This window comes from Cellulomonas gilvus ATCC 13127 (assembly GCF_000218545.1).
GTDB lineage: Bacteria > Actinomycetota > Actinomycetes > Actinomycetales > Cellulomonadaceae > Cellulomonas > Cellulomonas gilvus.
Map to the genome: position 1 here is coordinate 1,244,525 of NC_015671.1, position 17,104 is coordinate 1,261,628.

13 protein-coding genes are annotated in these 17,104 nt (G+C 75.0%); 8 read left to right on the forward strand and 5 right to left on the reverse strand.

Translation table 11 applies throughout. The features are described from left to right. Positions 1-22: 22 nt before the first annotated feature. From CELGI_RS05720 to CELGI_RS17755, 5 genes are all read right to left on the reverse strand, one after another. Positions 23-1,315: a DUF58 domain-containing protein gene (locus CELGI_RS05720; RefSeq protein ID WP_013883165.1), complete on the reverse strand. Its 1,293-nt coding sequence runs from the start codon at positions 1,313-1,315 to the stop codon at positions 23-25. 7 nt (positions 1,316-1,322) lie between these two features. Then, the gene (locus CELGI_RS05725) at positions 1,323-2,312 is read right to left on the reverse strand and encodes an AAA family ATPase (protein ID WP_049785608.1); all 990 of its coding nucleotides are present in this window, start codon (positions 2,310-2,312) and stop codon (positions 1,323-1,325) included. 203 nt (positions 2,313-2,515) lie between these two features. Then, a complete protein-coding gene (locus CELGI_RS05730) occupies positions 2,516-3,745 on the reverse strand; it encodes a DUF4350 domain-containing protein (protein WP_013883167.1) in 1,230 nt (409 codons plus the stop codon). After that, complete coding sequence (locus tag CELGI_RS05735; protein ID WP_013883168.1) at positions 3,742-4,413, reverse strand: DUF4129 domain-containing protein; 672 nt, start codon at positions 4,411-4,413, stop codon at positions 3,742-3,744. The genes CELGI_RS05730 and CELGI_RS05735 overlap by 4 nt, the downstream gene beginning before the upstream one ends. After that, on the reverse strand, positions 4,410-5,702 hold the full coding sequence (locus CELGI_RS17755; RefSeq protein WP_013883169.1) for a glycerophosphoryl diester phosphodiesterase membrane domain-containing protein: 1,293 nt from the start codon (positions 5,700-5,702) through the stop codon (positions 4,410-4,412). Before CELGI_RS17755 ends, CELGI_RS05735 begins: the two co-directional genes overlap by 4 nt. A gap of 212 nt (positions 5,703-5,914) precedes the next feature. Here CELGI_RS17755 and mtrA point away from each other — a divergent pair, with 212 nt between their 5' ends. The 8 genes from mtrA to secA all read left to right on the forward strand — a co-directional run bounded on the left by mtrA (position 5,915) and on the right by secA (position 16,957). Next, positions 5,915-6,598, forward strand: coding sequence for an MtrAB system response regulator MtrA (mtrA, locus tag CELGI_RS05745; RefSeq protein ID WP_013883170.1), 684 nt, complete (start codon positions 5,915-5,917; stop codon positions 6,596-6,598). A 16-nt stretch (positions 6,599-6,614) separates the two neighbouring features. Further along, a complete protein-coding gene (gene mtrB / locus CELGI_RS05750) occupies positions 6,615-8,303 on the forward strand; it encodes an MtrAB system histidine kinase MtrB (RefSeq protein ID WP_013883171.1) in 1,689 nt (562 codons plus the stop codon). Beyond that, complete coding sequence (locus CELGI_RS05755) at positions 8,300-9,973, forward strand: LpqB family beta-propeller domain-containing protein (RefSeq protein ID WP_013883172.1); 1,674 nt, start codon at positions 8,300-8,302, stop codon at positions 9,971-9,973. The genes mtrB and CELGI_RS05755 overlap by 4 nt, the downstream gene beginning before the upstream one ends. Positions 9,974-10,066: 93 nt before the next feature. Further along, positions 10,067-10,912, forward strand: a complete 846-nt coding sequence (locus tag CELGI_RS05760) for a ComF family protein (RefSeq protein WP_013883173.1) — start codon at positions 10,067-10,069, stop codon at positions 10,910-10,912. A gap of 158 nt (positions 10,913-11,070) precedes the next feature. After that, on the forward strand, positions 11,071-11,736 hold the full coding sequence (gene hpf, locus CELGI_RS05765; protein WP_013883174.1) for a ribosome hibernation-promoting factor, HPF/YfiA family: 666 nt from the start codon (positions 11,071-11,073) through the stop codon (positions 11,734-11,736). Positions 11,737-11,884: 148 nt separating this feature from the next. Further along, on the forward strand, positions 11,885-13,219 hold the full coding sequence (locus CELGI_RS05770; RefSeq protein ID WP_049785609.1) for a winged helix-turn-helix domain-containing protein: 1,335 nt from the start codon (positions 11,885-11,887) through the stop codon (positions 13,217-13,219). After that, positions 13,216-14,226, forward strand: coding sequence for a DMT family transporter (locus tag CELGI_RS05775; RefSeq protein ID WP_013883176.1), 1,011 nt, complete (start codon positions 13,216-13,218; stop codon positions 14,224-14,226). Before CELGI_RS05770 ends, CELGI_RS05775 begins: the two co-directional genes overlap by 4 nt. Then, the gene (gene secA, locus CELGI_RS05780) at positions 14,189-16,957 is read left to right on the forward strand and encodes a preprotein translocase subunit SecA (RefSeq protein WP_013883177.1); all 2,769 of its coding nucleotides are present in this window, start codon (positions 14,189-14,191) and stop codon (positions 16,955-16,957) included. The genes CELGI_RS05775 and secA overlap by 38 nt, the downstream gene beginning before the upstream one ends. Positions 16,958-17,104: the final 147 nt, after the last annotated feature.

The following is a 17,104-nucleotide window of genomic DNA, read 5'->3' on the forward strand; positions in this document are numbered from 1 at the left end:
GCGGGCTGCGCCGCCCGGGCGGCTAGAGGCGACCGGCCGCCTTGAGCGCGAGGTACGTGTCGGCCAGCTTCGGGGCCAGGTCGCCCGGCAGCGCGTCGACCACCTCGACACCCTGCTGCCGCAGGCGCATCGCGACCGCGGCGCGCTCGAGCCCCACGCGCTCGGCCGCCGCCGCGTCGAAGATCGTCGCGGCGTCGTCCCGCGCACGCGCGAGCTCGGGGACCTCGGGGTCCGCGACCGACGCGAGCACCACCTGGTGCCGCTGCGCGAGACCGCCGACGACGTCGAGCAGACCGTGCTCGACGACCGCGGGCTCGAGCGACGTGAGCAGCACCACGAGCGCGCGCTGCGACATCCGCTGCCGCACCTGCGCGACGACGCCGGGCCAGTGGGTCTCGATCAGCTCGGGTGCGACCCCGGCGAGCTGGTCGGCCATGGACGGCATGAGGCGCGGACCCGCCGAACCCACCACGCGGGCCCGCACGCGCCGGTCGTACGCGAGCAGCTCCACGCGGTCACCCGCGTGGTTCGCGAGCGCCGCGAGCAGCAGCGCTGCCTCGACCGATGCGTCGAGCCGGGGCTCGTCGAGCACGCGCACGGCCGACGTGCGGCCCGTGTCCAGCACGATCATCACGCGCCGGTCGCGTTCGGGTCGCCACGTGCGCACGACGACGTCGGCGCGCCGCGCGGAGGCCCGCCAGTCGATCGAGCGCACGTCGTCGCCGATCACGTACTCCCGGAGCGAGTCGAACTCGGTCCCCGCCCCGCGCACCTGGACCGCCGCGCGGCCGTCCATCTCGCGCAGCCTCGCCAGCCGGCTCGGCAGGTGGCGCCGCGAGTGGAACGCCGGCAGGACACGCACGCGGCCGCTCACGGGCACCGACGCCTGCCTCGCGGCCACCTGCAGCGGCCCGTACGAGCGGATGGTCACGCGATCGGCGTGCACGTCCCCGCGTCGCGTCGGGCGCAGCGTGGTCCGCACGCGCCGTCCCTCGCCCGCCGGGACGTCGACCGTGTGCCGGTCGCGCACCGCGCCGGCCGAGGGTGCCCACGCGTCCCGCACGAGCGCGCGCAGCCGCCGCCGGCCGACGTTCGAGAGCGTCAGCACGGACTCGACGGACTCCGTGAGGCGCGTCGAGTCCGGCACGGTGCGCTGCACCGCCACCTGGCGCGGTGACGCGGCCGCGGCGGCGTCCACCGCGCACACGGTGAGCACCAGCAGCGCCCAGAGCACGACGGTCAGCGGCAGGGGCAGCACCAGCACGACGGGCACGCCGAGCGCGGCGAGCACGACCGCGCGCCAGGTCAGGGCCACGCGCGCCTCAGCGGGGGACCGGCACGGACGCGAGGACCGTGTCGAGCACCGACTCCGTGCTCACGCCCTCGAGCTCGGCCTCGGCGCGCAGCTGCACGCGGTGCCGCAGCGTCGGGTGCGCGAGCGCCTTGACGTCGTCGGGGGTGACGTAGCCGCGGCCCGAGAGCCAGGCCCACGCGCGCGCGGTGGCCAGCAGCGCGGTCGCACCTCGCGGCGAGACGCCGAGCGAGAGCGACGGCGACTGCCGCGTCGCGCGGCACACGTCGACCGCGTACCCGAGCACCTCGCGCGCGACCTGCACCTGGGCGACCTCGGCCCGGGCACGCGCGAGCGTCTCCACGCCCGCGACCGGGCGGATGCCGGCGGCGACCAGGTCACGCGGGTCGAACCCGGCCGCATGCCGCGCGAGCACCTCGACCTCGTCGTCGCGCTCCGGGACGGGCAGCGTGAGCTTGAGCAGGAAGCGGTCGAGCTGCGCCTCGGGCAGCGCGTACGTGCCCTCGTACTCCACGGGGTTCTGCGTCGCGATCACCAGGAACGGGTCGGGCAGCGCACGCGGCTCGCCGTCGACCGACACCTGACGCTCCTCCATCGCCTCGAGCAGCGATGCCTGCGTCTTGGGGGGCGTGCGGTTGATCTCGTCCGCGAGCAGCAGGTTCGTGAAAACCGGACCCGGCCGGAACGAGAACTCCGCGGTACGCGCGTCGTAGACCAGCGAGCCCGTGACGTCGCCCGGCATGAGGTCGGGCGTGAACTGCACGCGCTTGGTGGACAGCTCGAGCGCGTGCGCGAGCGACCGCACCAGGAGCGTCTTGGCGACGCCGGGGACTCCCTCCAGCAGCACGTGCCCACGGCACAGCAGCGCGACGACGAGCCCCGAGACGGCGGCGTCCTGCCCGACGACGGACTTGCCGACCTCGGTGCGCACGGCCGCGAGCGCGAGCCGCAGGTCCTGCGAGGGCGTGGGCGCGTCCACGGCGGCGGGCTTGGTCACCACGACGGGCGCGACGGGTGCGGGTGCCGCCGCGTGAGTCGGCGGCTCGGGTGCGGCCGTCGGGGCCGGGGGCTCGGGCGCGTACGCCTGGACCGAGGGCTCGGGTGCGGTCGGGGCAGGGGGAGGCGGTGCGGGCGGGCCGTCGTGCGGTGCCGTCGGCACGGGGCCGGGTGCCGCCGCGGGGACGGGCGTCGTGGCGTCGTCGGTCACGTTCGGTGAACCTCGCTCTCCAGGTGGTCCAGGTCGCGGGCCAGCCGTGCCAGCCCGGCGTCGTCGGTGGGTGGTGGTCCGTACAGCAGCTGCTCGACCGCCGTGCCGGGCCGTCCGCTCGCGCGTGCGACGGCCTCGATCACGGCGGGTGCCGCGGCCGAGCGCGGGAGCCCGAGCCGGGCCGCGCACCGCGCAGCCGCGGCGGCGCGCAGCGCCGCGGCCGCGTGGCCGTGCGCGCGACCGTGCCGGTAGAGGCGGCCGCGGCCGCGCGTCGTCTCGCCGCCGCGCACGACGACGGGCAGCCGCTCCGTGACGAGCGGACCCGTGCGGCGGCCCCGCCACACGGCGGCCACGACGGCGACCAGCAGGAGCTGCAGCATGAGCGGGCCGGTCCAGGGCGGCATGGTCGAGCCGAGCTGCTCGTCGTCGGCGGTGCGCCCGTAGGGGTCGTCCATGGCCGGCACGTACCAGACCACGTCGGGGTTGCGGCCGAACGTGCTGAGCGCGAGCGAGGCGTTGCCCTCGGCGGCGAGCCCGGAGTTCGTCACCATGGCGGCGTCCGCGAGCACGTCGACGTGGCGTCCGCCCGCGAGCGTGATGCTGACGTAGGCACCCGCGCGCACGTCGTCGTCGGGGCCCGGGAAGCACGCGACGCCGTTCGACGGCGCGCGTGCGGACGCCGTCGCGCGCACGGTCCCGGCGGCGGCGGCACGCGTGTCGCGGCAGCGGGCGTCGCGCGTCGTCGGCTCGCCGAACGAGTACGCGTCCTGCACCTGCACCAGGGTCGAGGCCGCCCACGGCGCGCCGACGACCACGAGGTCGCCGCCCACGTCCTCGAGCGCCTGCATCGTCTCGTCGGTGAGGCCCGAGTCGCCCAGCACCGCGACGGTGACGCCGGGGCCGTCGGAGGCCAGCACGTCGGCCATGCGGCGCGTGTACTGCACGCGCACGCCGTGGTCGTCGAGGATCTGCGCGAGCGCACGCGCGCCCAGGGGCTGGGCGTTGTCGGGTGCGAGCGGCACCTGCGACGTGCGGGGCTCGGGCAGCGCCGCGAGCAGCCCCACGAGCGCGAGCGTGCCGAGGATGGCGAGCGGTGCCCGCGCGCGGCGCCACCGCGAGCGGGCGCGCGTGCGCGCGGTCGTGCCGTCGCCGATCACGAACCCGGGCTCACCGACCGGGTGCGCGGGGGCGTCGCCCACCGTCGTGGACCCCGGCGCGCCGCTCATCGGGGGGCCACCAGCGTGGTCCGCGCGGCGTCCGCGGTCGGACGCGCGGCGGCGACGTCCGTCACGAGCTGCCGCAGCGCGGCGTCGTCCTGCGGCCCGGCCGCGCGGCCGCCGTACGCGACGTCGTCGAACAGGCGCCCGCCCGCGACGAGTCCGCCCGCGACGCCGGGCAGGCGCGCGCCGGCCTCGAGCGTCGCCTCGTGCGCGGTGCGTCCGGGCCGTTCGTCGAGCACGGTCCGCTCCTCGAGGTCGCGCACCACCGAGCGGAACCGCTCGATCACCGCGGTGCCCCAGTCGCCCGCAGCGGCGGCGCGGTCGGCCGCGTCCCGCATCTGCGCCGCGGTCCGGGCGTCGTCGGCGGACAGCACGCCCCGTCCGGCGGACGCGCGGCCCGAGCGCACGGGACCCGCGACCCACCAGGCGATCAGCACGACCAGCACGACGGCCACGACGATCACGAGCCATGACGTGCCCCCGCCGACCTGCACGTCCTGGAGCTTGTTCAGCTGTTCGAGCACCCAGTCCAGCAGCTGCTGCAGCAGCGAGCGCTGACGGTGGTACTCGGGCCGGGCGAGCTCGTCGACCGCCCACTGCCGGGCCGTGGGCCCGTCGGGTGTCAGGGGCGGCCCGTCGGTGCCGGCACGCACGAGCAGCGCGGGGACGTTCACGCGCCCTTCTCCGCGGCGCGCGCGAGCTCGATGTCGAGGCCCTCACGCCGCATGCGTGTGTCGATGTAGAGGAGCGCGACGACCGAGGCGGTGAACACGGTCGAGATGGTGTTCGCGAGGACCTGGCCGATCGACGTCGCCACGATCGCCCAGAAGCTCGTCGGGAACGGCTCGCCGAACGCGAACGCGACGACCATCGTCACCGGGAACTGGATCAGCTGGACGATCACGTACACGATGATCGAGATCAGCAGGTAGATGCCGAGCAGGCGCCAGAAGCTGCCCCGGGTGAGCCGCCAGCCGCGTGCGACCGTGGGCCAGAACGCGCGCCCCTCCAGCATGAGCGCGGGCGTGACCAGCAGCGTCCGGACGCTGACCCACACGCCGGCGACGACGAGCGCGAGCCCGCCGAGCAGGCCGATCGCGAGCGCGCCGCCCCAGGAGTCGGCGTTCGCGGCCAGCACGAGCGGGACCACGACGAGGGCCGCCGCGAGCACCGTGACGAGTCCGACGAGCAGCGTGAACCCCAGGACCTTCCACACCTGCCGCGAGCGCAGGACCTCGCCGATCGTGACCTTGCGGCCCAGCACCGAGCGGCTCACCGAGACGATGAGCAGGCCGGTCAGGAGCGTGGTGGCGAGCGCCAGGAGCGGCGTGCCCGCCACCGAGGCGACGCTCGCGCCGAGCATGGAGCTGTCGGTCCCGGTGAGCTCGGCTGTGGTCAGGTCGGACCCGTTGAGCGACGCGCCGAACGCGTCGTCGATCACGGGCGTGAGCTGCCCGCCGACATACCAGGTCAGGACCGCCTGCAGGATCGCGGTGACGGTCATGACGATCGCCGAGAGGCCGAACATCACGGCGGGGTTGGCGCGCACGGCGCGGAACGAGCCGTCGAGGATCTCGCCGACGTTGAGCGGACGCAGCGGGATGATCCCCGGCTGGAGCGCCGGCGGGCGCCACGGCGTCGCACCCGCGGGCCCGTAGCCGTATCCCGCACCGGGCGGCATCGGGTACGGGCCGGGCGCAGCGGGGTGGGGCCCGGGCGGCGGTGGCGCGCTCGGCGGTCCCGCGGGGGCCGCGCCGGGTGCCGGGGGTGCGCCGGGGGGTGTGCCCCACCCGGGTGCGGCGGACCAGCCCGCCGGGGCCGCGGCGCCCGGGACCGACGGCGCGTCCGGCTGCGCAGGGGGCTGCGGGGGCGCCGGAGCGGGCGCCGGACCGGGCTGCGAACCGGGCTTCGAACCGGGGGTCGCCCACGTCGGCGGCTGCGGTGCGTCCTGCGGGCCCGTCATCGAGCGTCGCCCCCTCGTGGGTCGTCGGACCGGTGTCCGTGCTGGTCGCGCGGGCGCGGGGCCCGATGCGGCCCTCATCGTGCCACGTCGACCCCGTGCGGGGTGCGCGGTCGCCCGGCACACGCCGTGCGGCGGCGGCCGGCGCGACGCGCGCGGGAGCCCGTTCACGCACATGCGGCGGGATGCCGGGCGCGCGGTGCGATGATGCGCGCATGAAGGGACGCGTGCTGGTGGTCGACGACGACACCGCGCTGGCCGAGATGATCGGCATCGTGCTGCGCTCGGAGGGTTTCGACCCGGTCTTCTGCGAGGACGGTGACCAGGCGCTCGGCATCTTCCGGCAGACGCAGCCGGACCTGGTGCTCCTGGACCTCATGCTGCCGGGAAAGGACGGCAACGAGGTGTGCCGCCAGATCCGCGCCGAGTCCGGAGTGCCGATCGTCATGCTCACGGCCAAGAGCGACACGGTCGACGTGGTGCTGGGCTTGGAGTCGGGAGCCGACGACTACATCTCGAAGCCGTTCAAGCCCAAGGAGCTCGTGGCACGCGTGCGCGCCCGGCTGCGCCGCTCCGACGAGCCCGCACCCGAGCACCTGACGATCGGGGACGTGACGATCGACGTGCCGGGCCACCGCGTCGAGCGCGGCGGTCGGCCGGTCTCGCTCACGCCGCTGGAGTTCGACCTGCTCGTCGCGCTCGCGCGCAAGCCGTGGCAGGTGTTCACGCGTGAGGTCCTGCTGGAGAAGGTGTGGGGCTACCGGCACGCCGCGGACACGCGACTGGTCAACGTGCACGTGCAGCGCCTGCGCTCGAAGATCGAGAACGACCCCGAGCAGCCCGAGATCGTCGTGACCGTGCGCGGCGTGGGCTACAAGGCGGGCGTGACGCCCACGTGACCGCGGTGAGCGCGCGATGCCGCGGCTGAGCGGGACCGGGCGCCTCCTGAGGGCCCGGCTCGGCCGCCGCGCACGACGCTGGGTGCACGCGTGGCGTTCGTCGCTGCAGGTCCGGGTCATCACCTCGACGCTCGCGATCGGGCTCGTGGCGCTCGTCGCGATCGGCGCGTACGTGGGCGAGCGGATGATGGACGGGCTGTTCTCGGGCCGCGTCGAGCAGCTCGTCGAGGAGAGCGCACGCAGCACGCAGCAGGCGCAGGACACGTTCGAGTCCTCGACCGCGAGCTCGGGCGTCGAGGTGCAGCGGTTGCTCACGGACGTCGCGACGGCCCAGGCCAAGGGCGGCTCGGGCGACCGTGAGGTGTTCCTCATGCGCTCGCCCCGGCAGGAGTCCCCGCTGCCCGTCGGGCTCGCGGCCTCGGACCTGTCGCTCGTCGCGATCGTGGGCGACGACCTGCGCGCCGCGACCGCGACCGGGGGCCAGCACTGGCAGTCGGTCGCGTGGGAGCGCGGCGGGCGGGTCGAGCCCGCGATCGTCGTCGGGCAGGACGTCACGGTGCCCGTCGTCGGCACGTACCAGCTGTTCTTCCTCTACAGCCTGCAGGCCGAGCAGGACCGGCTGGACTTCCTGCTGCGCACGCTCGCGCTCGCGGCCGCCGCGCTCGTCGCGCTGCTGGGCGTCATGACCTGGATGGTGACGCGCCAGACCGTGCTGCCGGTCCGCCGGGCCGCGCAGGTCGCCGAACGGCTCGCCGACGGCCACCTCGAGGAGCGCATGCCGGTGCGGGGGGACGACGAGATGGCGACGCTGGCCCGGTCGTTCAACGAGATGGCCGCGGGCCTGCAGGACCAGATCGAACGCATGGAGGAGCTGTCCGCGCTGCAGCGGCGGTTCGTCTCCGACGTGTCGCACGAGCTGCGGACGCCCCTCACGACGATCCGCATGGCGGGTGAGGTGATCCACTCCTCGCGCGAGGACTTCGACCCCGCGGTCAAGCGCTCGGCCGAGCTGCTGTCCACGCAGCTCGACCGGTTCGAGGACCTGCTGGCCGACCTGCTGGAGATCAGCCGGTTCGACGCGGGCGCGGCCGTGCTGGACGCCGAGAGCCGCGACGTGCGCGACGTGGTCGTGGCGGCGGTCGAGCACACGTTCCCGCTCGCGGGCAGGCGCGGCTCGTGGCTGCACGTCGACATCGACGACGACGTCGCGGTCGCCGACATCGACCCGCGCCGCGTCGAGCGCGTGCTGCGCAACCTGCTGGTCAACGCGGTCGAGCATGCCGAGGGCAGCACGGTCGAGGTGACGGTGCGCGCGGACGCGTACGCGGTCGCCGTCACGGTGCGCGACCACGGCGTCGGCATGACGGCCGAGGAGGCGACGCACGTGTTCGACCGGTTCTGGCGCGCGGACCCGGCCCGGGCGCGCACGTCGGGCGGCACCGGTCTGGGGCTGGCGATCTCGCTCGAGGACGCGCACCTGCACGGCGGGTGGCTCGAGGCGTGGGGCCGGCCGGGCCGGGGTGCCTCGTTCCGGCTCACGCTGCCGCGCCGTGCGGGCATCCGGCTGACCGACTCACCGCTGCCCCTGGTCCCGGACGACGCGGTCCCGCCCGACCCCGTGACGTCGTTCACGGGTCGGTCGCGCACCGACCCCGCCGCGCTGCCGGACCTGACCGACGCGCACGAGCAGCAGGAGGTCCGATGACCGCGCGACGCACGCCCGCCCCGGTGCGCACGTGGGCCACCGCGCTGGTCGCGGCGCTCGTCACGTCGCTCACGCTCGTGGGGTGCGTCGCGATGCCGACGAGCGGCCCGGTCCGGCAGGGCGACGGCACGGTGCCCGAGGAGGGACGCGTCGATCTGCTGGCCGAGGGTCCGCAGCGCGGCGCGACGCCCGCGCAGATCGTCGAGGGCTTCCTGCTCGCGGGGAGCGCGGGTTTCGTCGGGGAGTTCGTCACGGCGCGCGAGTACCTGACCGGTGAGGCGCGCCAGTCCTGGCAGCCGCGCGACGGCGTCGTCGTCACGGGGTCGTTGCCCGCCCCGGTGGTCGAGGAGCAGCGCGTGACGTACGAGGTGCCCGTGGTCGCGCGCATCGACGCGGACGGGCGCTACACCGAGGCGCCCGCGGGTGCGCAGGAGTCCGTGACGTACGAGCTCGAACGGACCGTGGCGGGGGAGTGGCGGATCGCCACCGCACCGCAGGGCCTGCTCCTGGCGCAGGCGGAGTTCGACCGGCAGTTCCGCGCCGCGCCGCTGTACTTCCTGTCCTCGGACGCGCAGTTCCTGGTGCCCGACATCCGGTGGTTCCCGGCGCTCAACCAGCAGACGTCGATCGCGCGTGCGCTGCTCGCGGGCCCGTCGCCGTGGCTGCGGGACGCGGTCGCCACGGCGATCCCGGAGGGCGCCCAGCTCAACGCGCAGACCGTCGTGATCGGCGACGACGGCGTGGCCCAGGTGGACCTCGAGCTCGCGAGCACCATGACGCTCGACGCGCGTGCGCTCATGCTCGCGCAGCTGCAGGCGAGCCTCGGCGGCGTGCCCGGGGTCCGGTCGGTCCAGGTCACCGCGGACGGCGTCCCGATCGACGGCCCCGCGACGCTCGAGCGCGGCGGGCTGCCGGACGGTCCGGTGGAGATGGTCCGGGACGGCGTGCTGACGACGCTCGACGCCGACGGCCTCGCGCCGGTCCCGGGCGTGGCCGCGCTCACGCCCGGTGCGCACGCTCCGGCGCGTGACGAGTCGGGTCAGGTCCGCGTCCTGCTGGACGCGAGCGGTGACCTGGTCACGGTGGCGCGGGAGGACGACGAGCCCGCGGTGCTGCTTGAGGGCGGCCCGCTGCTGCCGCCGTCGGTGGACCGCTTCGGGTGGGCGTGGACCGCACGCCCCACGCAGGGTCTGGTGGCCGCGCGCGAGGGTGCCGAGCCCGTCGCGGTCACCGCGGAGTCGCTCGACGGGCGCACGGTCGTCGCGGTGCGCATGGCACGCGACGCGACTCGGCTCGCGGTGGTCTCGCGCGGTGCGGACGGCGTGTCGGTCGAGGTGTACGGCGTCGTCCGGGACGCGTCCGGCACGCCGCAGCGCGTCGGCGAGCCGGTGCGGGTGGGGGCGACGCTGGTCGAGGCGGGCGAGGTCGTGTGGCTCGACGAGTCGCTGCTCGGCGTGATCGGGCGCAGCACGGGCGCCACCGCCGTGCACCGCGTGCCCGTGTCGGGACCCACGCGCGCGCTGCCCGAGGTGCCGGACCTCGTCGCGGTCGCGGGCGGCAAGGTGCTCTACGCGGCCTCGGGCGACGGCCTGCTGCACAAGCTGGTCGGCGCGACGTGGGTCGCGGTGCCGGGCGCGGAGGAGATCAGCGACCCGGCGTACCCCGGCTGACGGTCCGACCTCAGCCCACGCGGTGCGCCGACGGTGCCCCCCGTGCGCGCGGTCGGCTGCGTGGGCCGCGGGCTCCGCGCAGCATGGGCAGGTATGAGCACGCATCCGCCGGCGCCGGGCCGGGGACGGCGCGCGCGCCTGCTGCGCGCCGCCGGTCACGAGCTGCTCACGCTCGTCCTGCCGGTCGAGTGCGCGGGCTGCGGTCGCCCGGACGTGGCGTGGTGCGTGCCGTGCCGGGCGTGGCTCGAGGGTGAGCCGTGGCGCTGCGAGGAGCGCGCGGGGCGGCTGGTCAGCCTGGTCCAGGACGCCCCGGTGATGCCCGTGCTGACCCTCGCGGACAACGTCGGTGCGGTGCGCGCGTCGGTGGTCGCCTGGAAGGAGCGGGGGCGCCGCGACCTCACGCCCGGCCTGGCCGCGGGCGCGCAGGTGCTCGGGCGGCACGTCGCGGACGCGCTCCCGCCCGGAGCGGGCGAGGTGCTCGTGGTGCCCGCGCCCTCCACGTCCGCCGCGCGACGACGCCGCGGCTTCGCGCACGTGGAGGCGCTGGCCTCAGGTGTCGTCACGGGCCTGGCCCGGGCCGGTGTGCCGGCGCGGGTCGCCCCCGTCCTGCGACGCGCCGCCGGTGAGCAGGTCGGCCTGGGCGTGCGTGACCGCGGGCGCCTGGTCGGGCGGGTGCACGTCGCACGCGGCACGGCCCCGCTGGTGGGGCGGACGGCCGTGCTGGTCGACGACCTGCTGACCACCGGCGCGACGCTCGCCGCGGCCGCACGCGCACTCGTCGACGCGGGTGCGTTCCCGGCCGCGGCCGTGACGCTCGCGACGACACCGGGCCCGGGCGACCGGACGCACGCGGGGGCCGGGTCGCCGGGGTCCGGGCTCGCGGCGCCCGACGCGCCGATCACCTCCTGGACAGTGGAAACACGACCGCCGCGGGGTTAGCGTGAGCATCCGAGCCGACGGCGTCGCACAGGCCGATCGGGGGCACGGCCCCCGTCTGTCCTGGGGGCGTGTGAGGAGGTGGTGCCGACCGGGCCCGCGTGGCCCCGACCGAACGCACCGGGCGGCCTGCGCCGCCCCTCACCTCCCAGGAGGCTCACATGGAGATCGTGGTTGCCGGCCGGCACACCGAGGTGTCCCCGAAGTTCCGGGCACATCTGACGGACAAGCTCGCGAAGGTGGAGCAGCTGGCCCCCCGCGCCCAGCGGATCGACGTCCTCGTCTCGCACGAGACCAACCCGCGGCAGTCCGACAGCTCGGAACGCGTCGAGCTGACCGTCGTGGACAAGGGACCCGTCATCCGCGCCGAGGCGTGCGCCGACGACAGGTACGCCGCGCTGGACCTCGCGCTGGGCAAGCTGCTCGAGCGCCTGCGCCGCACGCGCGACCGGCGCAAGGACCACCGCAACCACGCCCCGATCCCGCCGGTGGACGTGCGTCCGCCCGCGGACGAGCCCGTCGACGAGCCCGCAGCGGCGCCGTCCGCGGACGGCGCCGTGGAGACCACGCTCGGCGACTCGCCCGTCGTCATCCGCGAGAAGGTCCACGAGGCGCTGCCGATGACCATCGACGACGCGCTGTACGAGATGGAGCTCGTGGGACACGACTTCTACCTGTTCGTCGACGCCGAGACCGCGCAGCCCGCGGTCGCGTACCGGCGTCGGGGCTGGAGCTACGGCGTGATCAAGCTCGACACCCCGGTGTCCACGGGCATCGCCGCCCGGACCGGGGGACAGGCCGCCGACGACGAGGTGCGCGTGGGCTGACCGCCCACCGGACGACGTCCGGGACCGACGACGCCCGGCCGGTGCACCGCACCCGCCGGGCGTCGTCGCGTCGGGCGGCGTCGGGTCACGTGCCGCGTCCGGCCGCGCGCCCAGTGGGCCACGTGCCGTGTCGGACGTGCGCGGCAGGATGTGGCGCGTGGTCACACGCGTCTTGCCGTCCGAGCGGTACACCCTGTCCCAGGCCCGGCGCATCGCGCTCGCGGCGCAGGGCCTGCACCGGCCCCGACCGCCCCGCTCGGGGCCCGCGACCGCACGGCACCTGCAGGCCGTGGTCGACCGGGTCGGGCTCCTGCAGATCGACTCCGTCAACGTCCTGGCGCGTGCGCACCTCATGCCCCTGTTCTCGCGGCTCGGCCCGTACGACCCGGCGCTGCTCGACCGCGCGGCGGGCCGGGCACCGCGCCGCCTCGTCGAGTCGTGGGCGCACGTCGCGTCGTACGTGCCGCCGTCCACGTACCGGCTGCTCGAGTTCCGGCGCCGTGCGGATCGCGTGCGCCTGGGCGCGCACCCGGTCGTCGACGGCGTCCCGCTGCGGGACTCGCCCGTGCTCGAGGAGGTGCGCGCGGTCGTCGCCGAGCTCGGACCGGTCTCGTCGGTCCAGGTGCACGAGCGCTTCGAGCACCGGTTCCCGCGCAGCGGTTCGGACTGGGGCTGGAACTGGACGGTCGCCAAGAGCGCGCTCGAGCTCATGTTCATCGCGGGTGACCTCGCGGTCGCGGGACGGACGTCGGCGTTCGAGCGCCTGTACGACCTGCCCGAGCGTGTGCTGCCCGCGGACGTGCTCGCCGCGCCGCCGCCGGACGACGCGGACGCGGTGCGTGAGCTGGTCGCGATCTCGGCACGTGCGCACGGCATCGGGACACCGCGCTGCCTGGGCGACTACTTCCGCCTGGGCATCGCGGCGACCCGTCGTGCGATCGACGAGCTCGTGGAGGCCGGCACGCTCGTGCCGGCGAGCGTGGTCGGCTGGGAGCGGGAGGTGTACCGGCACGTCGACGCGGCGCTCCCGCGCAGGGCGACCGGTGCCGCGCTGCTGAGCCCGTTCGACCCGCTCGTCTTCGAGCGCCGGCGTCTCGAGGAGCTGTTCGGCCTCCGCTACCGCATCGAGATCTACGTCCCCGCGGCCCAGCGGCGGTGGGGGTACTACGTGCTGCCGTTCCTGCTGGGCGACCGGATCGAGGCGCTCGTGGACCTCAAGGCCGACCGGGCGGGGCGGCGGCTCCTGGTCCAGGCGGCGCACCGGGCCCCGCGCGGACCCGAGGCGGCCGTCGTGCGGGGCTCGGCCCACGCCTCGGACGTGGAGGTCGCGCACGCGCTCGCGGGTGAGCTCGTGCTCATGGCCCGGTGGCTCGGGCTCGAGCGGGTCGTCGCGGGACCTGACGGGCTGGGCGGTGACCTGCTGCCCACGCTGCTGGACGCGCTGCGCACCCACGTGGACGGTGCGGCAGGATCGTCGGGGTGACACGTCGGGGCGACTTCGCGCTGGTCGCGGTCGCGGGCGTGCTCTGGGGGACGGGCGGCCTGGCGGGCGCCGAGCTCGCCGACGCCGCCGGGCTCTCGTCGGGTGCGGTGGCATCGTCCCGGTTGCTCGGGGGCGGGGGGCTCCTGCTGGTGACCGTCGCGCTGCGGGGTGGGCTGCGGCGCGTCCCCCGCACGCGTGCCGCGGGCGTCCAGGTGCTCGCGACCGCGGTGCTGATCGCGGTGTTCGAGGCCGCGTACTTCGCCGCGGTGGCACGTGCGGGCGTCGCGGTCGCGACGCTGGTCACGCTCGGCGCCGCACCCGTCCTCGTCGCGACGCTGTCCGCGGTGCGCGCCCGCACCTGGCCGGCACCCCGCACGGTGCTGGCGCTCGTGCTCGCGCTCGTGGGCCTCGCCGCTCTCGTGCTGGGGCGCGGTGCGCACGGGTCGGCCGACGTCGGCGGGATCCTCCTCGCGCTCGGTGCCGCGGTCGCGTTCGGCGGGCTCACGCTCGTCAACGCGCGCCCGGTCGACGGGCTGGGGGTGAGCAGCCTCACGGCGCTCGCGTTCACGCTCGGTGGTGCCCTGCTCGTCCCGTACGCGATGCTCGGCCCCGGCGGGTTCGCGCTGCCGCACGACGGTGCGGGCTGGTGGTGGCTCGTCTACCTCGCGGCGGTCCCGACCGCCGCGGCGTACGTCGCGTACTTCACGGGCCTGCGGACCGTGCCCGCCACGGTCGCGACGCTGCTGTCGCTCCTCGAGCCCGTGACCGCCGCGGTCCTCGCGACGCTCGTGCGCGACGAACGGCTCGGCGCGGCGGGCGTGCTCGGTGCGGCATCGCTGGTGGCGGCTGTGGTCGTCCTGCGCCCACGCGACGCACACTCGCCTACGATGGTCCGGCCCGGCGACGCCGCCGAGCACTCGCGCCACCCCGCGCTGACCGAGCACGGGGCGTCTATCCCAGGAGTCATGCGTGTCAGCGATCCTCGAGAAGGTCCTGCGGCTCGGTGAGGGCCGGATCCTCAAGAAGCTGTCGGGCATCGCCCAGCAGGTCAATGCGCTCGAGGACGCGTTCGAGGCGCTCTCGGACGCCGAGCTCCGTGAGGAGACCGACCGCTTCAAGGCGCGCCTCGCCGAGGGGGAGACGCTCGACGACATCCTCGCGGAGGCGTTCGCGGCCGTGCGGGAGGCGTCGCGCCGCACGCTGGGCCAGCGGCACTTCGACGTGCAGCTCATGGGCGGCGCCGCGCTGCACCTGGGGAACATCGCGGAGATGAAGACCGGTGAGGGCAAGACCCTCGTCGCAACCGCGCCCGCCTACCTCAACGCGCTGTCGGGCAAGGGCGTGCACGTCGTCACCGTCAACGACTACCTGGCCGAGTACCAGAGCGAGCTCATGGGCCGCGTGTACCGGTTCCTCGGTCTGACCACGGGCTGCATCCTGTCGTCGCAGACGCCCGCCGAGCGGCGCGAGCAGTACGCGGCCGACATCACGTACGGCACCAACAACGAGTTCGGGTTCGACTACCTGCGCGACAACATGGCGTGGAGCACCGACGAGCTGGTGCAGCGCGGCCACAACTTCGCGATCGTCGACGAGGTCGACTCGATCCTCATCGACGAGGCCCGGACGCCGCTCATCATCTCCGGCCCCGCCTCGGGTGACGCCAACCGCTGGTACGGCGAGTTCGCCAAGGTCGTGCGGCGCCTGCAGGCCGAGCGCGACTACGAGGTCGACGAGAAGAAGCGGACGGTCGGGGTGCTCGAGCCGGGCATCGCGCGCGTCGAGGACTACCTCGGCATCGACAACCTCTACGAGTCGCTCAACACGCCGCTCATCGGCTTCCTCAACAACGCGATCCGCGCCAAGGAGCTGTTCAAGCGCGACAAGGACTACGTCGTGATGAACGGCGAGGTGCTGATCGTCGACGAGCACACGGGCCGCATCCTGCCCGGGCGTCGCTACAACGAGGGCATGCACCAGGCGATCGAGGCGAAGGAGGGCGTGGCGATCAAGGCCGAGAACCAGACGCTCGCCACGATCACGCTGCAGAACTACTTCCGTCTCTACTCGCGCCTGTCCGGCATGACCGGTACCGCCGAGACCGAGGCCGCGGAGTTCCAGGGCACCTACGAGCTCGGCGTGGTGCCGATCCCGACCAACCGCAACATGCAGCGGATCGACCAGAAGGACCTCGTCTACAAGAGCGAGGCCGGCAAGTTCGACGCCGTGGTCGAGGACATCGTCGAGCGGCACGCCAAGGGTCAGCCGGTGCTGGTCGGCACGACGAGCGTCGAGAAGTCCGAGCTGCTCTCGGCCAAGCTGCGCAAGCAGGGCGTCCCGCACGAGGTGCTGAACGCCAAGCAGCACGCGCGTGAGGCCTCGATCGTCGCGCAGGCGGGGCGCAAGGGCGCCGTCACGGTCGCGACGAACATGGCGGGCCGTGGCACCGACATCATGCTCGGCGGCAACGCCGAGTTCATGGCCGTCGCGGACCTGGCCGAGCGTGGGCTCGACCCGGCGGAGAACCCCGAGGAGTACGAGGCCGCGTGGCCCGCCGCGCTCGAGAAGGCGCGTGAGGCCGTCGCGGCCGAGCACGACGAGGTGGTCGAGCTCGGCGGCCTGTACGTGCTGGGCACCGAGCGTCACGAGTCGCGCCGCATCGACAACCAGCTCCGTGGCCGGTCCGGCCGGCAGGGCGACCCGGGCGAGTCCCGGTTCTACCTGTCGCTGCAGGACGACCTCATGCGCCTGTTCAACTCGGGCATGGCGGAGTCGATGATGACGCGCGCCGGGTTCCCGGAGGACCTGCCGCTCGAGTCGAAGATCGTCACGCGCGGCATCCAGTCCGCGCAGTCGCAGGTCGAGGCGCGCAACTTCGAGATCCGCAAGAACGTCCTGAAGTACGACGACGTGATGTCCCGGCAGCGCGAGGTCATCTACGAGCAGCGTCGCCGCGTGCTCGAGGGTGAGGACCTGCACGAGCAGGTCGCGCACTTCCGCACGGACGTGCTCACCGCGTACGTCCAGGGCGCGACCACCGAGGGCCGTCCCGAGGACTGGGACCTCGAGGCGCTGTGGACCGCGCTGCGCGCGGTCTACCCCGTGACGATCACGCCCGAGGAGGTCCTCGAGGAGGCCGGCGGTGCGCAGCGGCTCACGCAGGAGCTGCTGCTGCGCGAGCTGCTCTCGGACGCGGAGGTCGCCTACGCCGAGCGCGAGTCGACCATCGGCTCGGCGAACATGCGGCAGCTCGAGCGGCGCGTGACGCTGTCGGTGCTCGACCGCAAGTGGCGCGAGCACCTGTACGAGATGGACTACCTCAAGGAGGGCATCGGCCTGCGCGCGATGGCGCAGCGTGACCCGCTCGTGGAGTACCAGCGCGAGGGGTACCAGCTGTTCAACGCGATGACCGACGCCATCAAGGAGGAGACGGTCGGGTTCCTGTTCAACCTGCAGGTGCAGGTCGGCGAGCCCGAGGACGCGCAGGACGCCCCCGTGGTGAGTGCGGACTCCGCCGCGGCCGCGGCGGGCTCCGGCCCGCGTCTGATCGCCAAGGGCATCGACGGGCCCGAGCAGCGCGCACCGCTGCAGTACTCGGCGCCGTCGGTGGATGGCGACGCGAGCCCGCTGGCGGACGCGGTCGCCGAGCCCGGCGACGTCGCCCCGCAGGCCGCACCCGCGGCGGCGAGCAACCGCGAGGAGCGGCGGCGCGCGGCCAAGCAGCAGCGCAAGCACTGAACCGGGCGGCCACGGGCCGCGCGACGACGAAGGCCGGGGCGCCCGTCCCGGCCTTCGTCGTGCCCGTGCCCACCGCCCGTGCCCACCGCCCGTGCCCACCGCCCTGCCCACCGCCCTGCCCGCAGGAGCCCGCGCCTGCCGAGCCGG

Excerpts from the sequence above, each read along its gene's own strand:
- CELGI_RS05770 (WP_049785609.1), top strand. The coding sequence starts at position 11,885 with ATGTGGCGCGTGGTCACACGCGTCTTGCCGTCCGAGCGGTACACCCTG.
- CELGI_RS05760 (WP_013883173.1), top strand. The coding sequence starts at position 10,067 with ATGAGCACGCATCCGCCGGCGCCGGGCCGGGGACGGCGCGCGCGCCTG.
- CELGI_RS05755 (WP_013883172.1), top strand. The coding sequence starts at position 8,300 with ATGACCGCGCGACGCACGCCCGCCCCGGTGCGCACGTGGGCCACCGCG.
- mtrA (WP_013883170.1), top strand. The coding sequence starts at position 5,915 with ATGAAGGGACGCGTGCTGGTGGTCGACGACGACACCGCGCTGGCCGAG.
- CELGI_RS05730 (WP_013883167.1), bottom strand. The coding sequence starts at position 3,745 with ATGAGCGGCGCGCCGGGGTCCACGACGGTGGGCGACGCCCCCGCGCAC.
- hpf (WP_013883174.1), top strand. The coding sequence starts at position 11,071 with ATGGAGATCGTGGTTGCCGGCCGGCACACCGAGGTGTCCCCGAAGTTC.
- CELGI_RS17755 (WP_013883169.1), bottom strand. The coding sequence starts at position 5,702 with ATGACGGGCCCGCAGGACGCACCGCAGCCGCCGACGTGGGCGACCCCC.
- mtrB (WP_013883171.1), top strand. The coding sequence starts at position 6,615 with ATGCCGCGGCTGAGCGGGACCGGGCGCCTCCTGAGGGCCCGGCTCGGC.